Origin of the sequence: Geothermobacter hydrogeniphilus (genome assembly GCF_002898515.1) — a bacterium.
In the GTDB taxonomy this organism is placed as follows: Bacteria; Desulfobacterota; Desulfuromonadia; order Desulfuromonadales; family Geothermobacteraceae; genus Geothermobacter_A.
Genome location: NZ_PPFX01000017.1, coordinates 52,051 through 74,356, shown reverse-complemented (window position 1 = coordinate 74,356; position 22,306 = coordinate 52,051). Strand labels below are relative to the sequence as shown.

At 60.7% G+C, this 22,306-nt stretch carries 21 protein-coding genes; 12 read left to right on the top strand and 9 right to left on the bottom strand.

Annotated features, from left to right (window positions below; all coding sequences use genetic code 11):
• Positions 1-112: 112 nt before the first annotated feature.
• Together C2E25_RS09010 and C2E25_RS09005 are read right to left on the bottom strand one after the other, a co-directional pair.
• A complete protein-coding gene (locus C2E25_RS09010) occupies positions 113-811 on the bottom strand; it encodes a phosphoadenylyl-sulfate reductase (protein ID WP_103115423.1) in 699 nt (232 codons plus the stop codon).
• 14 nt (positions 812-825) lie between these two features.
• Positions 826-1,050, bottom strand: coding sequence for a DUF2061 domain-containing protein (locus C2E25_RS09005; protein ID WP_103115422.1), 225 nt, complete (start codon positions 1,048-1,050; stop codon positions 826-828).
• Between the two features lie 321 nt (positions 1,051-1,371).
• Between C2E25_RS09005 and C2E25_RS09000 the strand changes: the two genes are divergently transcribed.
• Entirely contained in the window at positions 1,372-2,574 is a 1,203-nt protein-coding gene (locus C2E25_RS09000; RefSeq protein ID WP_332882155.1) for an ammonium transporter, read from the top strand.
• Between the two features lie 940 nt (positions 2,575-3,514).
• Here the strand turns inward: C2E25_RS09000 and ilvY are convergent.
• Positions 3,515-4,402 carry an HTH-type transcriptional activator IlvY gene (gene ilvY, locus C2E25_RS08995; RefSeq protein ID WP_103115427.1) on the bottom strand — a complete coding sequence of 296 codons (888 nt, stop codon included), beginning with the start codon at positions 4,400-4,402 and terminating at the stop codon, positions 3,515-3,517.
• Between the two features lie 314 nt (positions 4,403-4,716).
• Between ilvY and ilvC the strand changes: the two genes are divergently transcribed.
• A complete protein-coding gene (ilvC, locus tag C2E25_RS08990; protein ID WP_103115420.1) occupies positions 4,717-6,189 on the top strand; it encodes a ketol-acid reductoisomerase in 1,473 nt (490 codons plus the stop codon).
• Positions 6,190-6,277: 88 nt separating this feature from the next.
• Here the strand turns inward: ilvC and C2E25_RS08985 are convergent, their stop codons facing one another.
• The 5 genes from C2E25_RS08985 to C2E25_RS08965 form a co-directional block, all read right to left on the bottom strand.
• Positions 6,278-7,258 (bottom strand): lytic murein transglycosylase, encoded by a 981-nt coding sequence (locus tag C2E25_RS08985; RefSeq protein ID WP_103115419.1) that lies wholly within the window; start codon positions 7,256-7,258, stop codon positions 6,278-6,280.
• A 329-nt stretch (positions 7,259-7,587) separates the two neighbouring features.
• Entirely contained in the window at positions 7,588-8,553 is a 966-nt protein-coding gene (locus C2E25_RS08980; protein WP_103115418.1) for an iron-sulfur cluster assembly scaffold protein, read from the bottom strand.
• Between the two features lie 191 nt (positions 8,554-8,744).
• Positions 8,745-9,905 (bottom strand): NifS family cysteine desulfurase, encoded by a 1,161-nt coding sequence (locus C2E25_RS08975; protein ID WP_103115417.1) that lies wholly within the window; start codon positions 9,903-9,905, stop codon positions 8,745-8,747.
• Positions 9,906-10,087: 182 nt separating this feature from the next.
• Positions 10,088-10,309, bottom strand: a complete 222-nt coding sequence (locus C2E25_RS08970) for a DUF3820 family protein (protein WP_085011871.1) — start codon at positions 10,307-10,309, stop codon at positions 10,088-10,090.
• A 23-nt stretch (positions 10,310-10,332) separates the two neighbouring features.
• The gene (locus C2E25_RS08965; protein WP_085011870.1) at positions 10,333-10,773 is read right to left on the bottom strand and encodes an RrF2 family transcriptional regulator; all 441 of its coding nucleotides are present in this window, start codon (positions 10,771-10,773) and stop codon (positions 10,333-10,335) included.
• A 211-nt stretch (positions 10,774-10,984) separates the two neighbouring features.
• Between C2E25_RS08965 and gluQRS the strand changes: the two genes are divergently transcribed.
• Positions 10,985-11,932 (top strand): tRNA glutamyl-Q(34) synthetase GluQRS, encoded by a 948-nt coding sequence (gluQRS, locus tag C2E25_RS08960; RefSeq protein ID WP_103115416.1) that lies wholly within the window; start codon positions 10,985-10,987, stop codon positions 11,930-11,932.
• Here gluQRS and C2E25_RS08955 read toward each other — a convergent pair.
• The gene (locus C2E25_RS08955; RefSeq protein WP_103115415.1) at positions 11,898-12,698 is read right to left on the bottom strand and encodes a transporter; all 801 of its coding nucleotides are present in this window, start codon (positions 12,696-12,698) and stop codon (positions 11,898-11,900) included. The genes gluQRS and C2E25_RS08955 overlap by 35 nt on opposite strands.
• A 243-nt stretch (positions 12,699-12,941) precedes the next feature.
• Between C2E25_RS08955 and C2E25_RS08950 the strand changes: the two genes are divergently transcribed.
• The 9 genes from C2E25_RS08950 to hisD all read left to right on the top strand — a co-directional run bounded on the left by C2E25_RS08950 (position 12,942) and on the right by hisD (position 22,137).
• The gene (locus C2E25_RS08950; protein WP_103115414.1) at positions 12,942-13,718 is read left to right on the top strand and encodes a hypothetical protein; all 777 of its coding nucleotides are present in this window, start codon (positions 12,942-12,944) and stop codon (positions 13,716-13,718) included.
• A 412-nt stretch (positions 13,719-14,130) separates the two neighbouring features.
• Positions 14,131-15,378, top strand: a complete 1,248-nt coding sequence (gene rho, locus C2E25_RS08945; RefSeq protein WP_103115413.1) for a transcription termination factor Rho — start codon at positions 14,131-14,133, stop codon at positions 15,376-15,378.
• Positions 15,379-15,577: 199 nt separating this feature from the next.
• Positions 15,578-15,784: a 50S ribosomal protein L31 gene (gene rpmE / locus C2E25_RS08940; protein ID WP_103115412.1), complete on the top strand. Its 207-nt coding sequence runs from the start codon at positions 15,578-15,580 to the stop codon at positions 15,782-15,784.
• A gap of 150 nt (positions 15,785-15,934) precedes the next feature.
• On the top strand, positions 15,935-16,621 hold the full coding sequence (gene thyX / locus C2E25_RS08935) for an FAD-dependent thymidylate synthase (RefSeq protein ID WP_103115411.1): 687 nt from the start codon (positions 15,935-15,937) through the stop codon (positions 16,619-16,621).
• A gap of 170 nt (positions 16,622-16,791) precedes the next feature.
• The gene (prfA, locus tag C2E25_RS08930; RefSeq protein ID WP_103115426.1) at positions 16,792-17,859 is read left to right on the top strand and encodes a peptide chain release factor 1; all 1,068 of its coding nucleotides are present in this window, start codon (positions 16,792-16,794) and stop codon (positions 17,857-17,859) included.
• Positions 17,860-18,723, top strand: coding sequence for a peptide chain release factor N(5)-glutamine methyltransferase (prmC, locus tag C2E25_RS08925; protein WP_103115410.1), 864 nt, complete (start codon positions 17,860-17,862; stop codon positions 18,721-18,723). It begins immediately after the preceding gene.
• Between the two features lie 63 nt (positions 18,724-18,786).
• Positions 18,787-20,043: a UDP-N-acetylglucosamine 1-carboxyvinyltransferase gene (gene murA / locus C2E25_RS08920; protein ID WP_103115409.1), complete on the top strand. Its 1,257-nt coding sequence runs from the start codon at positions 18,787-18,789 to the stop codon at positions 20,041-20,043.
• 86 nt (positions 20,044-20,129) lie between these two features.
• Entirely contained in the window at positions 20,130-20,795 is a 666-nt protein-coding gene (gene hisG / locus C2E25_RS08915) for an ATP phosphoribosyltransferase (protein ID WP_103115408.1), read from the top strand.
• 46 nt (positions 20,796-20,841) lie between these two features.
• Positions 20,842-22,137, top strand: coding sequence for a histidinol dehydrogenase (gene hisD / locus C2E25_RS08910; RefSeq protein ID WP_199177392.1), 1,296 nt, complete (start codon positions 20,842-20,844; stop codon positions 22,135-22,137).
• The last annotated feature ends 169 nt before the right edge of the window (positions 22,138-22,306 follow it).

Genomic DNA, 22,306 nt, shown 5'->3' with positions numbered 1-22,306 from the left:
GAGTTGTTCCAGATGTGTCATGAGTTTCTTCCCTTAGCCCTTAGCCCTTAGCCCTGGGCCTTTAGCCCTTGGCCTTTAGCCCTTGGCCTTTAGCCTTTAGCCGCTTTTTTTCTTACCGATGCAGCCCGCACTCCTTGTGCTCCGGATTTTCCCACCACCAGCGGCCGGCCCGGACATCTTCTCCCTCCTTGACGGCGCGGGTGCAGGGTGCGCAGCCGATGCTCGGATAGCCCTGCCGGTGCAGCTTGTGGATCGGAATCCGCTGGTCGCGGGCATAATCCCACAGCTGTTGTTCGCTCCAGTCGCAGAGCGGGTTGATTTTCAGCAGGCCGTCATGGGCCCGGTCAACCTCGATCGGCAGGATGTCGTTGCGGGTCACACTCTGGGCGCGGCGCATGCCGGTGACCCAGCCGGACAGCCCGGACAGGGCACGTCGCAGCGGCTCGACCTTGCGGACCGCACAGCACTGGTGACGGTTTTCCAGGCTTTCACGGAAGGAGAAGAGCCCTTTTTGCCGTTCCAGCTGCTGAACCGCTTCGGCCTGGGGGAAATACCATTCGATCGACAGCCCATAGCGTTGGGAAACCGTTTCGGCGACGATGTAGGTTTCCTCCGGCAGACGACCGGTGTCGATGGCAAAGACCCCGAGGGGCAGCCCCGCCTGGGTCGCCAGGTCGATAACGGCGACATCCTCTACGCTGAACGAACAGGCCAGCGCCACCGGTCCCCCGGCCTGCGCGATGCCCTGCTGCAGGATTTCCTTCGCGGCGGGCGGGTCGTTGGTTGTCAACCTTGCGGCGGTATGTCCCATGGTCTGCCCCTTTTTTAAATGTAGTATTCGGGCTGCTGTTTTTCGCGGCCGAAGGAGATGCGGTTCCAGAGACGCTCGTGGCCGACGTAAACAAAAAACTTCAGGCAGGTGTCAGCCAACCCGATTTGAGCGGCGAAGGTCATTTCGCCGGTCATGGCATAGGCGATCAGGGCGGTGATGATCGTTGCGATAATGCGCCATGAAATGGCCTTGGCCAGGCTGCGCTGCGTTGATTCCATCGTTGAATGTGCCTCTGTTTCGATTGTATTTAAAACACTGAACGTGTCGGGAAAAGACAATATAAAACCCAACAGGTTTAGTCAAGAAGAAAATGCGGGACAAAACAACACAAACAACCGTAGTATTGGGATGTCCGGGAAACTGCCTAATTTCGAGCCATCGGTGATTAAAAAAGTGACAGGTTGCGGGGTGGAAATGAACCGCGACGGGGAATGTCAGACGTTTCGTCGGCTGGTATGCATGTTGAAAGAAGAGCCCGGAACCGGCTTGGTGGCCGGCATTCAATCTGTGCAAGGAGGTTGCTGACAATGGAGTCCGCAATGGTGTCCCTGCGTCACGGTGGTGACGTTCTTTTTCTCATGCTCGGCGCGGTCATGGTTTTTGCCATGCACGCCGGGTTCGCCTTTCTTGAAGTTGGTTCCGTCCGGCAGAAAAGCCAGGTCAATGCCTTTGTCAAGATTCTCACCGACTGGTCGGTCTCGACCGTGGTCTATTTCCTGATCGGCTACCCGATTGCCTACGGTGTCAATTTTCTCGCCCCGGCGGGTTCGCTGCTCGGCGACAACAACGGCTATGAGCTGGTGCGTTTCTTCTTCCTGCTCTGCTTCGCCGCCTGTATCCCGGCGATCATCTCCGGCGGCATCGCCGAACGGGCCAAGTTCTGGCCGCAGGTGGTGGCCGGCGGCATTTTTGCCGGCATCTTCTATCCCTTTTTCGAATCGCTGATCTGGGGGCAGAACAGCTCCGGCCTGCAGGGCTGGCTGGAATCAACCTTCGGTGCCGGTTTCCACGATTTCGCCGGCAGCGTGGTGGTTCATTCCATGGGCGGCTGGCTGGCGCTGCCCGCGGTCATCATCCTCGGTCCCCGCCTGGGGCGCTGGGTGCGCGGCCAGAGCAAGGCGATCCCGATTTCCAACATCCCGTTTCTGGCCCTCGGCAGCTGGATCCTGGCGGTCGGCTGGTTCGGGTTCAATGTCATGAGCGCCCAGAACCTGGAAGGCATTTCCGGACTGGTGGCGGTCAATTCGCTGATGGCGATGGTCGGCGGGGTCCTTTTTGCCCTGATCGCCGGCAAGAATGACCCGGGTTTCGTGCACAACGGCGCGCTGGCCGGTCTGATCGCCATCTGCGCCGGTTCCGACCTGGTGCACCCGATCGCCGCTTTTTTCATCGGCGGCATCGGCGCGTTGATTTTCGTCTACGGTTTTGAACTGGAGCAGGAAAGACTGAAAATCGATGACGTCCTCGGTGTCTGGCCGCTGCACGGTCTGATCGGCAGCTGGGGCGGCATCTCGGCGGGAATCTTCGGCCAGACGATGTTTCTCGGCATGGGCGGCGTCAGCTTCATGTCCCAGCTGATCGGCACCCTGCTGGCGATCGTTTTCGCCCTGGTGGTCGGCTTCGTGGTCTATGGGGTGATCGCCAAGACGGTCGGTTTCCGGCTGGAGGATGAAGAGGAGTTCCGCGGTCCGGATCTGTCGATTCATAATATCCACGCCTACCCCGAAGAATCGGTTAAGTAGTGAGGGCGGCCGATATCCGCGCATCTGCTGCGTTGCTCGCGCCTTCAGTCGCTGCGGAGTAGCTGCCGCTACACCTCACTCCTTCAGTTGCGAGACGCCTTGCATCTGCACGAATCTCGGCCGCCTCGAAGCGTTGGTGCTGAGGCGGCCGAGACGCACCCGCCTGCGGCGTTGCGCTCAGCCTTCACAATTCCTCGATGTAGCTGCCGCTACACCTGCGGTTTCAGTCTTCGCGCGCCTTGCATTCGGGCACGTCTCGACCACCTCGAAACGGTGTAGCTGAAGAGAAACGGCTATGAGATTGTGTATTTTGGTTTAAATGCTTCCTCTGTGTAGCCTGTTTGTCTGCCTCCCCGCGTAGACAGCTTCACTTACCACGACTGCCGGGCGGTGCAACGAGAGCGCCGCGGGTTTCATCATCAGCATGATTGGCAGGGGGTAGTGTCCATGCCCGCCGCAGGCGAAAGCTCTTTCTGCTTACTCTTGCGAGCAGGCAAGAGTAAGGCGGAGAGCGGGGCCGCGACCCCGCGGTTTTTCTGCGAGGGTGGTCGATACGCACGCATCTGCTGCGTTGCACTCAGTCTTCAATCCTCAGGTGCCTTGCATTTACACAAAAATCTCGACCACCGTGGAACGGTGTACCGGGGATTTTTCGGTTTTCCTCTCGTGTTGTCGCCGTCTAACGGAGAGTGCCCTGCAAGCTTTGCGTTGCTTCTCTATGTCTGCTCCCGGACGCCCCTTGACTCGCAATCGGTATGGGCCGGCCAGAATTTTTCCGCCGCCGATTTGACCCCCGCGGAAGCGGGGCCTATACTCAATATAGATGGTGTAAGCCATCTGTCACAACGCTTTTCACGGAGGCGGGACGCCGCTTCCTTCTTCGCCCTGGATGACTCACCCTCCTGGTCTCCAGGGTGTTTTTTGTTCTGACCCGATCCCCTCAGGTTTTGATCCCCTGTTCCCCCAGTTGCCAGAAGGCCTGGACTGCCGGACGACGGAGATTTTTGCGGCTGCTGCAGAGCCCGACGATGTAGGGTTCGAGTCGGGGGGCATCTTCCAGGATGCGGACCTCGTCGCGGAAGGGGCTGCGTTCCAGCACCAGCTGCGGCACCACGCCGACCCCGACGCCAAGCCGGACCATGGCGATGATCGCCTCGTTGCCGGAGACTTCGGAGCTGATATTGGGCCGCAGTTGCTGTTCTTTGAACCACTGATCGAGGCGCCGCCGTGCCTGGCCGCCGCGTGGTACCACCAGCGGGGTGTCCGCCATTCTGAAAGACGGGATGTCGTTCAGGCCGTCGTTGCCGCTCTTGACGGCAGGGGCGATGAAAATCAACGGCGTGGTGGCGATCGGCAGGAATTCGATCCGTGGGCCGAGGTGGTCCGGCAGGGCGGCGACGGCCACGTCGATCTGGCCGCTCTGCAGTTGCGGCAGTGCCTGCTCGGCGGCCCCGGTACGCAGTTCGAGATGCACCTCGGGATAGGCCTGGCGATAGGCTTCCAGCAGGTCGGGAAGCAGGCTGTAGACGGCGGTGATCGAGGCGTAGAGAGAGAGGCTGCCCGAAACTTCTTCACTGGTCCGCAGGCTGTCCCGGAAGCTGTGCCAGTCGCTGACAGTCTTGCGGGCATAGTCGCGAAATCGTTCCCCGGCTGCGGACAGGGCGACGCTGCGGTTGTCACGCAGAAACAGGGTCTGCCCGAGCTGGGTTTCCAGTCGCTGAATGGTACGTGTCAGCGCCGAGGGGCTGAGGTTGCAGGCCTGGCTGGCGCGGCCGAAGTGCAACTGTTCGGCGACGCTGAGAAAGATTTCCAGTTCGTTGATATCCATGATCATTTCAATATTGCATATTTAGCAACACAATATCCACAATAAATCAATTTACGCAACACTGCGCATCCTTTAAAGTGCGCTATGATTGCATCCCGGATCAGACCACAGGTTCTGCTGACCCCATACACCTGAATCAGTGAGCTACTGTTGGATGGAGAGTGCAAGTGCTTGATCTGAGTGAGGTTTCCAAAAATCTGAGGCGCACCCATAGGTTCGCCGGTGATTTTTGGGAAACTCAGGCAGGTCAATGACTTGTGCTACCCGCCGACAAGTAGCTCACTGATTCAGGATACATCGAAGGAGAGAGAATCATGGCTCAGAATTATTTCAGTTCGCTGCCGTTCCGGCGCCAGATGCAGGAGCTGGGTACCTGCCGTTTCATGGAGGCCGAAGAGTTCGCCAACGGCTGCGAGTACGTCAAGGGCAAGAAGATCGTGATCGTCGGCTGCGGCGCTCAAGGGCTCAATCAGGGCCTGAACATGCGTGACAGCGGTCTCGATGTCGCCTACACCCTGCGCCAGGGCGCCATCGACGAAAAGCGCCAGTCCTGGCGCAACGCCACCGAGAACGGTTTCAAGGTCGGTTCCTACGAGGAGATGCTGCCGACCGCCGACATCGTCATGAACCTCGCTCCCGACAAGCAGCACAGCAACGTGGTGGAAACCGTGGTGCCGTTGATGAAGCAGGGCGCGGTCTTCTCCTATGCCCACGGTTTCAACATCGTCGAGGAAGGCACCGAGATCCGCAAGGATCTGACCGTCATCATGGTCGCTCCCAAGTGTCCCGGTACCGAGGTGCGCGAGGAGTACAAGCGCGGCTTCGGGGTGCCGACCCTGATCGCCGTACACGGTGAGAACGACCCCAACGGTGACGGCCTGGAGATCGCCAAGGCGCTTGCCTCGGCCCAGGGCGGTGACCGCGCCGGGGTGCTCGAATCCTCCTTCGTCGCTGAGGTCAAGTCCGACCTGATGGGCGAGCAGACCATTCTCTGCGGCATGCTGCAGGCCGGTTCGCTGCTCTGCTTCGACAAGATGGTCGCCGGCGGCATCGAGGCCGGTTATGCCGCCGGGCTGATTCAGTACGGCTGGGAGACCATCACCGAGGCCCTCAAGCACGGCGGCATCACCAACATGATGGATCGTCTCGCCAATCCCGCCAAGCTGGTCGCCTACAAGCTGGCTGAAGAACTGAAGGAGATCCTGCGTCCGCTCTTCATCAAGCACATGGACGACATCCTCTCCGGCGAGTTTTCCCGGACCATGATGGAGGACTGGGCCAATGACGACGCCAAGCTGCTCGGTTGGCGCGAGGAGACTTCGAAGACCGCCTTCGAGACCACCGAGGCGCAGGGCGGGATCGCCGAGCAGGAGTACTTCGACCACGGCATCCTGATGGTCGCCATGGTCAAGGCCGGGGTCGAACTCGCCTTCGAGACCATGGTCGAGTCGGGCATCGAGCCGGAGTCGGCCTACTACGAGTCGCTGCACGAGACGCCGCTGATCGCCAACACCATCGCCCGCAAGAAACTCTACGAGATGAACCGCATCATCTCCGATACCGCCGAGTACGGCTGCTACCTCTTCTCCCATGCCTGCGTGCCGCTGCTGCAGGACTTCATGGCCAGGGTCGGCACCGACGTGATCGGCAAGGGGCTGGATGTCAGGGACAACCATGTCGACAACCAGACCCTGGTCGCTGTCAACGAAGCGATTCGCTGTCACCTCGTCGAGGAGGTCGGTGAGGAACTGCGTGCGGCGATGGAAGGGATGAAGCCGATCCTCTGACCTGTTCCAGCAGCTCGTTGAACGAAAAATGACCGGCGACCCTTGTGGTCGTCCGGTCATTTTTTTGTCCATCTCCCCCGGGGGCGGTTCAGGGAGCCGAAAGCCGGTCGGCCAGGGTGCCGACCGCCACGGCAAAGGCGTTGGAACGGTTCCATCTGCGCAGCACGCGGAAATTGTCGTAAACCAGGTAGGCCGGGCCCTTTGGGCCGTTGGGGATGATCAGCGACGCTTCAATCTCGCGGCGGGGCAGGGCGCGGCCGTTGCTGCGTCGCACACCGAGGGCCTGCCAGCGGGAGAGAGGCAGGCGGGTTTCAAGTCCGACGATGGAAAAGTCAAACCTGTTTGGCAGTTTCACTTCACGGCCCCAGGTCTGGTCGTCCTTCCAGCCGGAGCGTGACAGGTAGTTGGCGATGGAGCCGAGCACGTCGGGGATCGAACCCCAGATGTCGATGCGGCCGCTGTGATCGGCGTCGACGGCGAAGTCACGGAACGCGGAGGGCATGAACTGGCATTGCCCCATCGCCCCGGCCCAGGAGCCCTTCATGCGTGGCAGGTGAACATGCCCGGCGTCGAGAATCCTCAGCGCCTCGATCAGCTCGCCGCGGAAATAGCCGGAGCGGCGGCTGTCGTAGGCCAGGGTGGCCAGGGATCGGATCACGGGGAAATTGCCGCTGTCCTCGCCATAGCCGGTCTCAATGCCCCAGAGGGCGAGGATGAAGCGCCGCTGAACGCCGTAGCGTCGTTCGACCCGGCCGAGCCAGGTCGGATAGCGTCGTAGCATGGTCCGGCCGTTGGCGACCCGTCGGTCGTTGATGCGGTTCGCGACATAGGCCTTGAGCGACTGTTTGAACTCGGGCTGGTTGCGGTCAAGCCTGATGACCTGCCTGCGCGGCGTCCGGACGGTCGCCAGGGCTTCGTCAATGATCTGCTGCGATATCCCCGCCGCCCGGGCTTCTCCGCGCAATTCAGCCAGCCAGGCCTGGAAGGACCGGTTCTTTTCCGTCGCTCCGGCGGGTGTCACCAGCGCGAAAATGGAACCTATCAGCAGCAGATGGACAAACAACCGCATGTCGAATCCCCTGTTATGGATTGCCGGGGTTGATTTTATCAGTTTCTCCGCTGCATGCCCGCCGACAAGGGACTCACTGATTCAGGGAATAAACCTGAATCAGTGAGCTTATCGCCGGCGAATAGCGCAAGTCATTGATCTGCCTGCGCTTCCCAAAAATCACCGGCGAACCTATGGGTGCGCCTCAGATTTTTGAAAATCGCATTCAGTCCAAGCACTTGCACTCTTCATCCGGCATAAACCCACGGATTCAGGATAAAGAAATGGGTGGGGAGAGCAATGTCGTCCCCACCCTTTCTTTATTCGGTGCTGTTCGGTAAGCCCCGACGTCAGACCACCACCCCGCGGATCTTGTCGCTGACCTCCTGGCGCAGGGTTCGTTCAACGAAAGTCAGCGTACCGGCCAGGCTGCCGGCGCAGCCCTTGCAAGAGCCCTGGTAGGCGAGGTGGACCAGCACGGTGCCGTCCTCGCCCGGGGTGATGTCCTCCAGCTCGATGCCGCCGCCGTCGCGGGCCAGGGCCGGGCGGATGTGCTCGTCGAGGGCCGCCTCGATGGCCTTGATCTGCTTGACCACCGAGAGCTTGGTGAAGTCGGACTGGACCTGGTCGGGGTTGCGTTCGCGTTCGATCTCGGCCCGCACCCGGGCGAGGATGTCGACCAGGTAGTGTTCGCGTTTTTCGTGGCCACCGGGCTGGATGCAGGATTTGCAGAAGGCGCCGGCCTTGGTGTAGTCGGTGATCTCCTCGACCGTTTTCAGGTCGTTGATGCGGATCGCGTCTTCGACCGTCTGCAGGGTGACGCGGGCGCATTCGCAGACAATATCGGCTTCGGCCAAGGTGGCGATATCGACCCCGCGGTAGATCGAGGTGGCGCGTTTGATGACCTCGTAGGCCATGACACTGCAGTGCATCTTCTGCGGTGGCACCGCGGCCTGGTCCTCTTCGTCGCGCAGGGCGTGTTCGACGTCGAGGTTGGTGATTTTCGCCGCCTCGTCGACGGTCTTGCCGATACACATTTCAGCCATCATGTCGGTGGCGGCGATGGCGGTCCCGCAGCCGAAGGATTTGAAGGTTGCCTTCTTGATAATGTCGGTTTCCGGATCGACGATCCAGAAGAGGCGCACCGTGTCGCCGCAGGATTCGGCCCCCTCGTCGGCAATCACCAGCCTGCCGCCGAGCTGTTTGGCATCGTCTTCGGTGAGGACGCCGAAGTGGCGCGGGTTGTTCATGCGGTCGGCAACCTTGTTCGAATACTGTTCCCAGAGTTCGCCGCCGATCAGGTCACTTTTGCCCATGGTTGTTGCTCCTGTTGGGTTGGTTCAAATATATCGGGCCGCCAAGGCGCCAAGTGCGCCAGGAGACCTTTTTTAACGGAGAGGCGCAGAGCGGCAGAGAGCGCAGAGTTAAACCTGTTCAAGGTTTTTAGAACTCCTCAATGCATTTTCTCTCTGCCTCTGCTCCTCTCCGCCTCTGCGTTGAATGTTTTTTAATACGATGTCGACAGCTGTCGCAGTCGCATCACCGCCTTGCTGATGGTGTAGATGGTAAAATCGATCTCCTGCTCGGTGGTGAAGCGCGACAGCGAAAGGCGTACGCCGGTGTGGGCCAGTTCCTTGTCGGCGCCGATGGCGGTCAGAATCGGACTCGCTTCCAGCGATTCCGAGGCGCAGGCACTGCCGGTCGAAGCAGCGATGCCGTTCTGGTTCAGGTCCCAGATCAGCGCTTCCCCCTCGACGCCGCGGATACTGACGTAAACGGTGTTGGGGGTGCGCAGCTCGCGTCTGCCGACCACCAGCACGTCATCAATCTTCAGCAGGGCATCTTCCAGCTTGTCACGCAGGCGCCGGACTTCGGTCTGTTCGAAGGCCAGGTGCTGGTTGGCCAGTTCCATTGCCTTGCCCATCGCCACCATCCCCGGGACATCAACGGTGCCGGCGCGGCGGCCGCCCATCTGCTCACCGCCGTGCAGCAGCGGCGGCAGGCTGACCCCGTTGCGGATATAGAGCCCGCCGACCCCCTTGGGGCCGTGGAACTTGTGGGCGCTGAAGGTGAGGAAATCGACCGGGACCTCCTGGACATCAACCTTGATCTTGCCGATCGCCTGCACCGCGTCGGTATGCAGGTAGACGCCACGTTCCCGGCAGACCTCGGCGATCTCCTTGATGGGCAGGATCAGGCCGGTCTCATTGTTGGCCCACATCACCGACACCAGCGCGGTCTGGTCGGTGATCGCCCCCCGGACCGCCTCGGCGGTGATCATGCCGTCGCGGTCTGGGGCGAGGTAGGTGACCTTGACGCCGTGGGTTTCAAGGTAGCGGCAGGACTCGCGGATGCAGGGGTGTTCGAGCTGGGTGGTGATGATGTGTTTCTTGCGCGTGTCCTTCAGCAGGTTGAAATAGAAACCGAGGATGACAGTGTTGTTGCCCTCGGTGGCGCAGGAGTTGATGACAATATCGTCATCGTCGGCGGCGTTGATCCCCGTATAGAGCTGTTCCATGGCCTGGTGCAGGTAGGGTCGCACCTCGATGCCGAAGGAATGTAGCGAGTTCGGGTTGCCGTACATGTGGCAGAAGAAAGGTTCCATGGCGTCGCGCACTGCCGGGTCGACGATGGTGGTGGCATTGTTGTCGAGGTAGATTCGTTCCATGTTCGATCCTGGTGAGTTGATGGGCGATTCCCGCTTCGTGACAAAGCGTTCGATGGCGGACTTCGGCATCGACATTTGCGAACATAAACGAAAAAATGGCCGGCGTCAATAAATCTGACAAAAATTGTCGGGCATTTATCTGGAGACGGGAATGAACAAGTGGGGGGAGATGGGTAGAACGGTCAACGCAACGGATCGAGGAGATGTTCCAGCCCGTTGATTTTGAGTTCGTAGACGGCCTGCAGCTGGGTGCCGAGTTTTCCCGGTGGAAATCCTTTTCCGGCGAACCAGACGAGGTAGGGTTCCGGCAGGTCGAGCAGCCGCTGTCCGGCATGTTTGCCGAAGGGCATGCGCGCCGCCGCCAGTTCCAGCAGCTGCCGGTGATCAATGGTTGGAATGTCCATGGGACAGGTGGAAAAAAGACGGGTCAGGTGGAGGTGTTGCCCAGGCGCTTGAGGTTCTCTTCTTCCATCGCAACCAGTTCGGCGAAACTGTACCGGGCCAGGGTCTGCATCAGTTCTTCACGGATATTGCGCCAGGCGCCGTGCATCGGGCAGAAGACATCCCGTTCGCAGATGCCTGCTTCGGCAATGCAGTGGTTGAGGTAGAGAGGGCCCTCTTCAGCTTTGACGACATCCAGCAGAGTGACCTCTTCGGGATCCTTGATCAGGAAGAATCCGCCGCCGACACCCCGCTGCGATCCGACCACCCCGTCCTTGATCAGTGGCTGCAGGATCTTGGTCAGAAATGCCGGGGTAATGTCCTGGCTGGCGCAGATGTCCTTCTTCAGAACGATCTGTCCCTTCGGCTGTTTGGCCAGGTAGAGCAGCGCGCGAATGGCATATTCTGTAGCTCGGGTGATCAGCACATCGGCCTCCTGAAAAAAGCAGATTAAAACGACAATTACGGTTATGAATACTTTTTATATCTGTTTTTGTCAATAACCAGGCTCCGGTTTTGTGAGTCCCGTCGGGAGTCGAGGTGTTGCGAGTTTCTTGACAGTTGCTTGAGTCGCGGGCATGTTCAGGGTGTGAGGTGTGAGGTGTGAGGTGTGAGGTGTGAGGTGTGAGGTGTGAGGTGTGAATCAGGATTTCGGAACAACTGACTATGTCGGTCGCTTCGCGCCGAGTCCGACCGGGCCGCTGCACTTCGGCTCGCTGGTGGCGGCGGTCGGCAGTTTCTGCCTGGCCCGCCGCGCCGGAGGACGCTGGCTGCTGCGTATGGAGGACCTGGACCGGCCGCGGGTGAGTCCCGGGGCGGCGGACGAGATCCTGCGTGTCCTGGAATTGTGCGGCTTCGAGTGGGACGGGGAGGTCCTCTGGCAGAGCCGGCGGGATGAGCGCTATCGGCAGGTACTGGACGAGTTGCGCGGTCGTGGCCTGGTCTTCGATTGCGGCTGCAGTCGCCGGGAGGTGTTGGCCAGTGCTCCCCACGCCGGGGAGGAGGGACCGGTCTACCCCGGAACCTGTCGAGCCGGGCTTCCTCCCGGTCGTCGGCCAAGGGCTGAACGGCTGCGGGTGCCGGCCGAGGCGGTTACTTTCTGTGACCTGGTTTTCGGTGTCGTCGAGCAGCACCTGGCGACGGTGGTTGGGGATTTCGTTCTGCGCCGCGCCGACGGCCTTTTCGCCTACCAGCTGGCGGTGGTGGTCGACGATCATGATTGCGGTGTCAGTCAGGTCGTGCGGGGGGCCGATCTGCTCGGTTCGACGCCGCGACAGATTTACCTGCACCAGTGTCTCGGCTGGCAGGTGCCGGATTACCTGCACCTGCCCCTGGTCCTTGCGGCCGACGGCGAAAAACTGAGCAAACGCCATGGTTCTCTGCCGTTGGATGTTCATGCCGCGGGGGATTGGCTGGCGGCGGCCCTGGAGTTTCTGGGACAAAAAGTGCCGGCGGAGCTGAAATCGGCTCCGCCGGCTGAACTGCTTCGTTGGGGGGTGTCTTCCTTTGACGTCAGGAGCATTCCCCGCCGTTCCCGAAGATGTGACCCGGTTACCATCCCTCGGGAAGGTCGAACGGGGTGGTGAGTCCGGCCCGCAGGCCCCAGTCTTCGCTGCGGTTGCGGTAGCCGACCGAGGCGCCGAGATCGATGGTGGAACCGCCGAGCCGGATCTGCGCTCCGGCGGTCAGGGCGCCGCGGTCATTGAGGTTGCCGGCACCGAAGTCATAGCCTTCGATGCCGGCCAGCAGGTTGAGGTTGTGGGCCGGCAACGGGTAGCTGACGGCAAGGGCGTAATGCAGTTTGTCATCCTGCCTGTCGTTCGGGTCGCCGAGAATCGCCAGGCCGAGGTTGGCGTGCAGACTGAACGTCGGAAAGGTGCGTGAGGCCAGCAGGTCGATGAAATTGTCGGCCTCGTCGGTGCCGAAACCGTCTGTTCGGCTGGCGTTGGGAAGCTTGGTGGCGACGCGCAGGCTGATGGCCGGAAGCTGCAGGTCTTCCTTGAGCAGGTTGATCTTGGTTGCCAGCCGCAGATCCCCGCTGCCGATATCCGAGTCCCGGCCGGTTTCGTCGACCAGCAGCAATTCGTAGATCGCCTCGACCTCGATCCGCTTGCCGAGGCCCAGGGTCAGGTTCAGTTCCGGAACTGAAACCTGGGTACGGTCACTGTTCTGCTGCTGAAACGGCAGGTAGCTGTCGGACAGGTAGGCGATGCCGAAACGCAGCTCACCCGTGCCGCTTGCCAGGGTGGCGGCGTCCTTGATGCCGAGCGGCTGCAGGTTGGCGGCGGAGGTGGTCAGGGGCAGGGCCAGGCAGAAGAAACAGATCAACAGGGGACGGGACAGAATGTTCATGGGGCTCTCCTTTGTCAATAACAGTTCAATAAATCGGGCCGGAGCTTACTTGTCTGAATTGAATAAATGTCTATTCAACAGGTCGTTAGCATCCTGCAGGACCGTCTCGCTGTCAAGAGGCAGGGGATTGAACTCCCCGGCCGAAACGAGGGAAACCCTGTTTTCCTCTTTGTGCAAAATCCGCTATAATCACCTGCGGCTGTTCCTTCCTTCATCTGTCGATGCCGAAAAGAGGAGATGACCATGGTTCGCGTATTTGCCCTGCTGCTGATTCTGCTGTTGACCGGTTGTTCCGGGGGGAGCTACCTGCTGCCGAAAAAGGAATACCAGAGCAAGGTCAAGACCCTGGGGGTGGTTCCGTTGCTGGTTGATCCCGGGTCTCTGCCGCACCATCCGCAGGGAGAGGAGATCCTGCGGATGGTGCGGCGTCAGAACGTCGACAAGGAACAGCGCCTGGTCGAACTGCTGCGCAAGGAAAAGACCTATTTCGATGTCAGGGATGTGAAGGGCTCTCCCGACGGTCTCTTTCGGCAGTTGATTGCTGGACAGAGCATCGAGGGGGAGGGAAGCCGAATTTATCGCAAGTATCGTTTCAATCGTGCCGCGGTGGCGTCCTTGTGCGCCGATCACGTCGTTGACGGTCTGCTGGTTGTCATTTTTAATGGTCTCGACCGGGTTGAAAGCCGTCGTGACCGAACCCTGCTCAGTTACCTTGAAGCGAGTTATCAGACCATTCAGGTTCAGGCGGTGGTCGTGTTGCCGGATGGCGAGGTGGTCTGGGAGTATCCCGGCGAGGGCAGCGAAACATTCCTCGACCTGCAGTACCCTGATTTTGACGAGGCCTTTTACAACAAGACCGACCAGGTCAAGATCAGGGACATCACCCTTCCGGGGTTGGAGCGGACTCTGAATGAAGAAAAAAGCAACCTGTTCAGCAGTGACAGTTATCCGAAACCTTATGCTGATCTCTTCGAACATCTGAGCAGTTCCCTCGGTTCCGGGTTGCTGGGGCTGTGGTAGCGGTCGACCCGGGGGAAGATTCTCTGCCGTTTTCTGATTGACAATCGATCCGGCGGCGGGTTAATAGTGGTTTGTCCGTCTACTTGGGTTTCCTGCCTGATTGAATTCAGATTGCCTGTTCACCGGAGCTGACCGGGTTGGTTCGGGTCGAACGAAAAGAATAATTTACTCAAGCGTTGCTTGTCTGCCGTCCGGTGATTGTTATACTGTGTGTCGTATCCGACGGTAACTGCTGCACCCACCATAATAAAGACCTATATCTTTCCCAGAATAAAGCCGATTTTAAAATAATCTAACTTATGTCAACAGGGCCGCATGCCCGGAAAAAAAGCACCTGCCGTCAACCTGTACGTCACCCCTGTCATCAGGGGTCGGCGCCCGATGCCGTCGCCGGTGGCCATGAGGAGTCTCGATGAACCTGAAAGAGCTGAAAGAGAAAAAGATTGGTGATCTCTCCGCGATCGCCAAGGACCTGAAGATCGAAGGGGCCTCGGGGATGCGCAAGCAGGACCTGATCTTTGCCATCCTCAACTCGACCGCCCAGAAGAATGGTGCCATCTATGGCGAGGGAGTGCTTGAAATCCTGCCCGATGGATTCGGTTTTCTGCGTGCTCCCGATGCCAACTACCTGCCGGGGCCGGATGATATTTACGTTTCGCCGTCGCAGATCCGCCGTTTCAATCTGAAGACCGGTGATACGGTGTCGGGTCAGATCCGGCCGCCCAAGGAAGGGGAACGTTATTTCGCCCTGCTCAAGGTTGCCGAGGTCAACTTCGAGGATCCCAAGGTTGCCCGCGACAAGACTCTGTTCGACAACCTGACGCCGCTTTATCCGGAGCGCCGTCTGATCCTGGAGACCACCGCTGACAACATGCCGGCGCGGGTGATCGACCTGGTGACACCGATCGGCATGGGCCAGCGGGGCCTGATCGTCGCGCCGCCGCGTACCGGCAAGACCATGTTGTTGCAGAATATGGCCAATTCGATCACCACCAACCATCCCGATACCTACCTGATCGTGCTGCTGATTGATGAACGTCCTGAAGAGGTGACCGATATGCAGCGCAGCGTCAATGGCGAGGTCATTTCCTCGACCTTCGACGAACCGGCCACCCGCCACGTCCAGGTTGCCGAGATGGTTATCGAAAAGGCGCGCCGCCTGGTTGAGCACAAGCGCGACGTGGTCATCCTGCTCGACTCCATCACCCGCCTGGCGCGGGCCTACAACACCGTCCAGCCGCCGTCCGGCAAGATCCTTTCCGGCGGGGTCGATTCCAACGCCCTGCATAAACCGAAGCGATTCTTCGGCGCCGCGCGCAATATCGAGGAGGGCGGCAGCCTGACCATCATCGCCACCGCCCTGGTTGATACCGGTAGCAAGATGGATGAGGTCATTTTTGAGGAATTCAAGGGCACCGGCAATATGGAACTGCACCTTGATCGCCGGCTGATGGACAAGAGGACCTTCCCCTGCATCGACATCAACAAGTCGGGCACCCGTCGTGAGGAGCTGCTGGTTGAGAAGGGCGCCCTGCAGCGCATCTGGCTGCTGCGCAAGGTGCTGTCGAGCATGAACGTGGTCGACAGCATGGATTTTCTGCTCGACAAGCTGGGCGAGGCGGAGAGCAACCAGGAATTTCTCGACAATATGGGCAAGTAGTCCGCGGGTCGGCAGCGCGTCTTCCCGCCTTCGGGATATCCCGGTTCGGTCGCGGAGCCTTTTTCTTTGGTGCCGAAGAGTCGATTCCCGGTGTCGATTCCCGGTTGCAAAAACCCTGCAAAGATGCTAGTAAGTACCGTTCACTGCGAACGGTGTAAAAATCCGCCTGTACAGAAGCCAGGCACAAGGAGTCCAGATCATGAAAGAAGGCATTCATCCCAAGTACGAGGCGGTGACCGTCAAGTGTCACTGCGGCAACACTTTTGAAACCCGATCGACCCGGGGCGGCGAGATCACCACGGAAATCTGCTCAGCCTGCCACCCGTTCTTCACCGGCAAGCAGAAGCTGATCGATACCGCGGGCCGGATCGAGCGGTTCCGCAAAAAATACGGCCAGAACAAGTAACGCCTGGAAGCGGCCCGCCGGGCCGCTTCTTTTTTCCGCCCGAATGCCGCCCGCGGGATTCGGGTCCGCTCTTTGCGGGCATCGCCTGCCGGTCGGCGGCTGGTGTCGCTTACCGACCGACGGGAGTGCCGCGGGGTACTTCCTCCCACCATGCGTGTACAGCTGCTGACTCATACTCCCGATCCGGAGCGCGCCTGCGCCGCCGCCGCCCGCCTCTGCTATTCGGCCGCCGATATCGACCAGTTGCTGGCCAAAGAGGCCGAGGATCAGGCTTCGCTGCTGAAAAAGATCCTCAAGCTCGGCCACTTTTCGGTGCTGGAACATGCCTCGTTCACGTTCGGTATCGAAGGCATCAGCCGGGCCTGTTCCCACCAGCTGGTGCGGCATCGTATCGCCTCCTTTTCTCAACAGAGCCAGCGTTATGTGTCCAGCGCCGAGGATTTTCCGGCGGTGCTGCCCGACTCGATTGCCGCCAGCCCCGAGTTGCGTGAAGATTTCGAGTCCTTCATGTCCGCGGCCGGACGGGTCTATGCCCGCCTGCTTGAGGCCGGAGTGCCGGCCGAGGACGCGCGTTTCGTGCTGCCCAATGCCGTTGAAACCAAACTGGTGATGACCATGAACGCGCGCGAGCTGCACCATTTTTTTCATTTGCGCTGCTGCCGGCGGGCGCAGTGGGAGATTCGCGCCATGGCCAAAGAGATGCTGCGCCTCGCCCGGCGGGCCGCCCCGGTGATCTTTGCCACGGCGGGGCCCGGCTGTCTGCAGGCCGCCTGCCCGGAAGGATCGATGACCTGCGGCGCCATCAGGGAGGTGCGGGATGAATACGCCGACCTCTGACCGGCTGATGAAAAACGCCCATTTGTCGTGCCCTTCCCCCGCGCCAACGACGTACCTTCCGGTACGCCTTATTCCGCAGGGTTGCGGACACCTTGCATCTGGACATTTTTGCTCGGCCCGGGGAACGCGACTTTTTCAACACCCTGCTGAGGCGAGAAGACGGACCCGCGATGTTTCATAAACTGGATGAAGTCGAAGACCGTTTCCGTGAGGTCGAAGGTCTGCTGGCCGACCCCGCCGTTGTCAACGATCGGCAACGTTACCTGGCCCTGAGCCGGGAACACGCCGACCTGTCCGAAATCGTCAGCATCTACGGCCGCTACAAGAAGGTCGGCGAAGAGCTTGAAGGCAACCGTGAGCTGCTCAGGGACAGTGATCCGGACATGCGCGAGATGGCGCGGGAGGAAATCCCCGCGTTGGAGAACGAAATGTCCGCGTTGGCCGAACGGCTGAAGCTGCTGCTCTTGCCGCGCGACCCCAATGACGAGAAGAACGTCATTCTCGAGATCCGTGCCGGGACCGGCGGTGACGAGGCGGCCCTGTTTGCCGGCGACCTGTTCCGGATGTACAGCCGGTACGCCGAGAAGGTCGGCTGGAAGGTTGAACTGCTCAGCGCCTCCGAGTCCGATGCCGGCGGCTTCAAGGAAGTCGTGGCTCTGGTCAGCGGTGACAAGGTCTATTCCCGCCTCCGCTTTGAGAGTGGTACCCACCGGGTGCAACGGGTGCCGGAGACCGAGGCCCAGGGACGTATTCACACCTCCGCCTGCACCGTGGCGGTACTTCCTGAAGCCGAGGACGTCGATATCGAGATCAATCCCGCCGATCTGCGCATCGACCTGTTTCGTGCTTCCGGCGCCGGCGGTCAGCATGTCAACAAGACAGAATCCGCGGTTCGCCTGACCCACGTTCCCAGCGGGCTGGTGGTTTCCTGCCAGGACGAAAAATCCCAGCATAAGAACAAGGCGCGGGCAATGAAGGTCCTGAAGGCCCGCCTTTACGACCAGATGCAGGCCGAGCAACAGGCCCGGCAGGCGGCTGACCGCAAGTCGCAGGTCGGCAGCGGTGATCGCAGTGAGCGCATCCGAACCTATAATTTCCCCCAGGGGCGCTGCACCGACCACCGGATCGGGTTGACCCTCTACAAGCTTGAGCAGATCATGCAGGGAGATCTTGGTGAGGTGATCGAGTCCCTGGTAACGCACCGCCAGGCCGAACTGCTGGCTGGTCAGGAGGGGTGATTGACAGAACCCTGGACGCTTCTCAAGGTCCTGCAGTGGACGGCCGCGCATCTTAAATCCAAGGGCGTCGAGAATGGTCGCCTCGATGCCGAACTGCTGTTGTGCGATCTTCTCGACCTCGACCGGGTCGGTCTCTACCTGAATTTCGATCGTCCCCTGCAGCAGAGCGAGTTGGCGGCCTATCGCGAGCGGGTGCGGCGCCGGGCTCAGCGTGAACCGTTGCAGCACATTGTCGGCCATGCCGGCTTTTGGACCCTCGATCTTCAGGTCGGTCCGGAGGCGCTGGTACCGCGGGCCGATACCGAGATTCTGGTTGAAGAGGCCCTGAAGCGCCTCCCCGACAGCGACGCCGCGGTGCTCGATGTCGGTACCGGCAGCGGTTGCATCGCCCTGGCGCTGGCCGGTGAGAAGCCGATGCTGCGGCTGACCGGTCTCGATCGTTCGGGCGCGGCTCTGCAGCTGGCGGCCCGCAATGCCGAGTCGACCGGTCTGGCGGAGCGAATCGAGTGGCTGCCGGGTGACCTGCGGGATCTGCCGTCGGGGCCGTGGCGGATGATCGTCAGCAATCCACCCTATATCCCGCGCGCGGATCTGTCCGCATTGATGCCCGAGGTCAGGGATTTCGAACCGGTTGAGGCGCTCGACGGCGGTCCTGACGGACTCGACGCCTACCGCGCGTTGGCCGGCCAGACCGATTGCCTGGCGGATGGCGGCTGGCTGCTGGTCGAAATCGGCATCGGCCAGGCCGAAGCGGTTCGGGGCCTGTTCGCCGCGGCCGGGCTGGATGAACTCTTTGTCCGTGACGACTATGCCGGTATTCCACGCGTCGTCGGCGGGCGGAAAAAACATCAGCACTCAGCATAGAAGGAATCGGGGTGAAGAAAGCCCGGCGCCCAGTGCCTGGAGCCCGACACCCGCTTTAATCCTATGGACCAGATCGAAATCAAGGGTGGGCGACCGCTGCGAGGTGAAATCGATGTCAGTGGCGCCAAGAATGCCGCCCTGCCGCTGCTGTTTGCCACCTTGCTGGCTTCCGGCGAAAGCCGGCTCGGCAACGTTCCACAGTTGCGCGATATCGCCACCGTCGGCAAATTACTGGAAATTTTCGGCGCCGAAGTCGAGCGGGAGGGTTCTGCCCTGCGGATCGACACCCGCGGCTTGGTGTCGGTTGAGGCGCCCTATGAGCTGGTCAAGACCATGCGTGCCTCGGTTCTCGCCCTGGGCCCGCTGACCGCCCGCTTCGGTCACGCGCGGGTGAGTCTTCCCGGCGGCTGTGCCATCGGTGCCCGGCCGATCAATCTGCACCTGAAAGGGCTGGAGGCGATGGGTGCTGAAATCACCCTTGATCACGGCTATGTCGAGGCGCGCGCCGAACGGCTCAAGGGGGCGCGCATCTATCTTGATATCCCGACAGTGACCGGAACCGAGAATCTGTTGATGGCCGCCGCTCTGGCTGAAGGCGAAACGGTGCTTGAAAATGCCGCCCGGGAGCCGGAGATCATCGATCTGGCCGAGGCCCTGGTCAAGATGGGGGCCCGGATCGAAGGCGCCGGCAGTGATACCATTCATATTCAGGGGGCGGATGACCTTGCTCCCTACGAGCATTGCACCATGCCCGACCGCATCGAGGCCGGAACCTTTCTCGCCGCCGCGGCGGTCACCGGTGGTGATGTGCTGGTTCATGGCGCTCGTGCCGAACATCTTGAGGCGTTGCTCGCCAAGTTGCGCGAGGCTGGTGTTGAAATTGTTGCCGAGGCGGACGGCCTGCGGGTTCGCGGCCCCGAACGGCTGCGGGCGGTTTCGATCAAGACCAGTCCGCATCCCGGTTTTCCGACCGATATGCAGGCCCAGTTCATGGCCCTGATGTGCCTGGCCGACGGTACCAGCGTGATCAGCGAGAATGTCTTCGAGAATCGTTTCATGCATGTCTGCGAACTGCAGCGCATGGGGGCGGACATCAGTGTCGACGGCCATGCCGCGACCGTCAGGGGGATGGACGGCCTGTGCGGGGCCCCGGTGATGGCGACCGACCTGCGCGCCAGCGCTTCGCTGATCGTTGCCGGTCTGGCAGCCGAGAACACCACCCGTATTTCCCGCATCTACCACCTTGACCGGGGTTACGAACGGATTGAGGAGAAGTTGGCCGGGTTGGGGGCGGAGATCCGCCGGGTCAAGGAGTCTTGATGGACCTGCCCGTTGTCCCGTTTGCCAAACAGGCTGATTTCAAGTTAGATTGAACACTTCATGTTCGTTGACAGGATTTGAGAATCATGAGCGACTGGATCACCTTCGCCCTTCCCAAGGGGCGGATCATGCAGGACTCGATGGAGTTGTTCGGCCGGATCGGTATCACCTGCCCGGAGATGAATGAAAAGGGGACCCGCAAGCTGGTCTTCGAAAATCCGCAGCAGAAATTCCGTTTCATGGCGGTGCGGGCCACCGATGTGCCGACCTATGTCGAGTACGGCTGCGCGGACCTCGGGGTGGTCGGCAAGGACACCCTGCTGGAGCAGGGCAAGGATCTTTACGAGCCGCTCGATCTGAAATTCGGCTATTGTCGGATGGTGGTTGCCGAACCGAAAGCGCTGCGTGGCGAAGATGACCCCTCCAACTGGTCGCATATCCGGGTGGCGACCAAGTATCCCAATATCACCGAACGTTATTTTGCCGCCAAAGGCATTCAGGTGGAACTGATCAAGCTCTACGGTTCGATTGAGCTGGCGCCGCTGGTCGGGCTTGCCGAGCGGATCGTCGACCTGGTCTCGACCGGCGGCACCCTCAAGGCCAACAACATGGTCGAGGTCGAAACCATCGCCGAGATTACCACCCGGCTGATTGTCAACCGCGCCGGTCTGAAAACCAAGCATCGCCGCATCAGCCGGATCATCGCCGATCTTGAGGCGGTCATCGCCGACGAGGTGCGGATATCGCCATAAACCGGGTGTGCGGCTCTGGGAAAGACACTTCAGGAGCGAGTCAATGATGCGGATTTTAAAATTTGCCGATGCGGGGTTTGACGAGGCTTTCCGCAAGATCGAACAGCGGGCCGAGGAAATCCCCGCGGGGATTGAACAGACGGTCAAGCAGATCATTGCCGATGTTCGTCGGGAAGGCGATGCCGCGCTTTTCGAACTGACCGCCCGCTTCGACCGTCTGCAGCTCGACGCCGGCAACGTTGAGGTGAGCGAGGATGAAATCGAGGCCGCCTGCGCGGCGGTCGATCCGCAGGCCTACGCCGACCTGAAGCTGGCCGCGGAACGGATCGCCGTCTACCACCGCAAGCAGAAGCAGGAGACCTGGCTTTCGACCGACGAGGAGGATCTGCTGGTCGGCCAGCTGGTGCGCCCCCTGGACCGGGTCGGCATTTACGTGCCGGGCGGCAAGGCCGCCTATCCCTCCTCGGTGCTGATGAATGCCGTGCCGGCGAAGGTGGCCGGGGTCGGTGAGGTGATCATGACCGTGCCGATGCCGGACGGGGTGGCCAATCCGCACGTCCTGGCGGCGGCGCGAATCGCCGGTGTCGATCGCATCTTCCGGGTTGGCGGCGCCCAGGCGGTAGCCGCGTTGGCGTACGGCACCGAGAGTGTGCCGCGGGTCGACAAGATCACCGGCCCGGGCAATATCTATGTCGCGACCGCCAAGAAGCTGGTTTTCGGCCAGGTCGATATCGATATGATCGCCGGACCGAGTGAAATCCTGGTGATCAACGACGGCAGCGGCGAAGCCGCGCATATCGCCGCCGATCTGCTCAGCCAGGCGGAACATGACGAACTCGCCTCGGCGGTGCTGGTGACCACCTGCCGGGAGATGGCGGCGGCGGTCGCGGCCGAGGTCGATCGTCAGCTTTCCGAACTGACGCGCGAGACCATCGCCCGCTGCTCAATCGATAATTACGGGGCGATCATCGTTGCCCGCGACCTCGATGAGGCGGCGGCATTTTCCAATCGCATCGCGCCGGAGCACCTGGAACTGGCGGTCGCCGATCCCTTCGGCCTGCTGCCGCGGATCCGCCACGCCGGGGCCATCTTCATGGGTCACCACACCCCGGAAGCGGCCGGCGACTACCTGGCCGGGCCCAACCACACCCTGCCGACCGGGGGCACGGCGCGCTTTTTCTCGCCGCTCTCGCTCGATGACTACGTCAAGAAGTCGAGTATCGTCTCCTTTTCGCGGGCGGGGCTCGAACGCCTCGGCGGCGCCATCGAACGGATCGCCATGCTGGAAGGCCTGGAGGCACACGCGAAGTCGGTGAGCAAACGACTGAAGAACAAAGACTGACTGGAATCGCAGGCCGCCAAGAAGGTCAAAAAATCATTTAACGGAGAGACGGAGAGGGACGGAAACAGAAAGAAAATCTTTTGGATTTTAAAACCCAAAACAGCCTTTGATTTTCTCTGTGCCCTCTCCCGCTCAGCGGCTCTCCGTTAAAAAGGTTTTTTTGGCGCGC

Excerpts from the sequence above, each read along its gene's own strand:
- C2E25_RS09010 (WP_103115423.1), bottom strand. The coding sequence starts at position 811 with ATGGGACATACCGCCGCAAGGTTGACAACCAACGACCCGCCCGCCGCG.
- C2E25_RS09005 (WP_103115422.1), bottom strand. The coding sequence starts at position 1,050 with ATGGAATCAACGCAGCGCAGCCTGGCCAAGGCCATTTCATGGCGCATT.
- C2E25_RS09000 (WP_332882155.1), top strand. The coding sequence starts at position 1,372 with ATGGTGTCCCTGCGTCACGGTGGTGACGTTCTTTTTCTCATGCTCGGC.
- ilvY (WP_103115427.1), bottom strand. The coding sequence starts at position 4,402 with ATGGATATCAACGAACTGGAAATCTTTCTCAGCGTCGCCGAACAGTTG.
- ilvC (WP_103115420.1), top strand. The coding sequence starts at position 4,717 with ATGGCTCAGAATTATTTCAGTTCGCTGCCGTTCCGGCGCCAGATGCAG.
- C2E25_RS08985 (WP_103115419.1), bottom strand. The coding sequence starts at position 7,258 with ATGCGGTTGTTTGTCCATCTGCTGCTGATAGGTTCCATTTTCGCGCTG.
- C2E25_RS08980 (WP_103115418.1), bottom strand. The coding sequence starts at position 8,553 with ATGGGCAAAAGTGACCTGATCGGCGGCGAACTCTGGGAACAGTATTCG.
- C2E25_RS08975 (WP_103115417.1), bottom strand. The coding sequence starts at position 9,905 with ATGGAACGAATCTACCTCGACAACAATGCCACCACCATCGTCGACCCG.
- C2E25_RS08970 (WP_085011871.1), bottom strand. The coding sequence starts at position 10,309 with ATGGACATTCCAACCATTGATCACCGGCAGCTGCTGGAACTGGCGGCG.
- C2E25_RS08955 (WP_103115415.1), bottom strand. The coding sequence starts at position 12,698 with ATGAACATTCTGTCCCGTCCCCTGTTGATCTGTTTCTTCTGCCTGGCC.
- C2E25_RS08950 (WP_103115414.1), top strand. The coding sequence starts at position 12,942 with ATGGTTCGCGTATTTGCCCTGCTGCTGATTCTGCTGTTGACCGGTTGT.
- rho (WP_103115413.1), top strand. The coding sequence starts at position 14,131 with ATGAACCTGAAAGAGCTGAAAGAGAAAAAGATTGGTGATCTCTCCGCG.
- rpmE (WP_103115412.1), top strand. The coding sequence starts at position 15,578 with ATGAAAGAAGGCATTCATCCCAAGTACGAGGCGGTGACCGTCAAGTGT.
- thyX (WP_103115411.1), top strand. The coding sequence starts at position 15,935 with ATGCGTGTACAGCTGCTGACTCATACTCCCGATCCGGAGCGCGCCTGC.
- prfA (WP_103115426.1), top strand. The coding sequence starts at position 16,792 with ATGTTTCATAAACTGGATGAAGTCGAAGACCGTTTCCGTGAGGTCGAA.
- murA (WP_103115409.1), top strand. The coding sequence starts at position 18,787 with ATGGACCAGATCGAAATCAAGGGTGGGCGACCGCTGCGAGGTGAAATC.
- hisG (WP_103115408.1), top strand. The coding sequence starts at position 20,130 with ATGAGCGACTGGATCACCTTCGCCCTTCCCAAGGGGCGGATCATGCAG.
- hisD (WP_199177392.1), top strand. The coding sequence starts at position 20,842 with ATGCGGATTTTAAAATTTGCCGATGCGGGGTTTGACGAGGCTTTCCGC.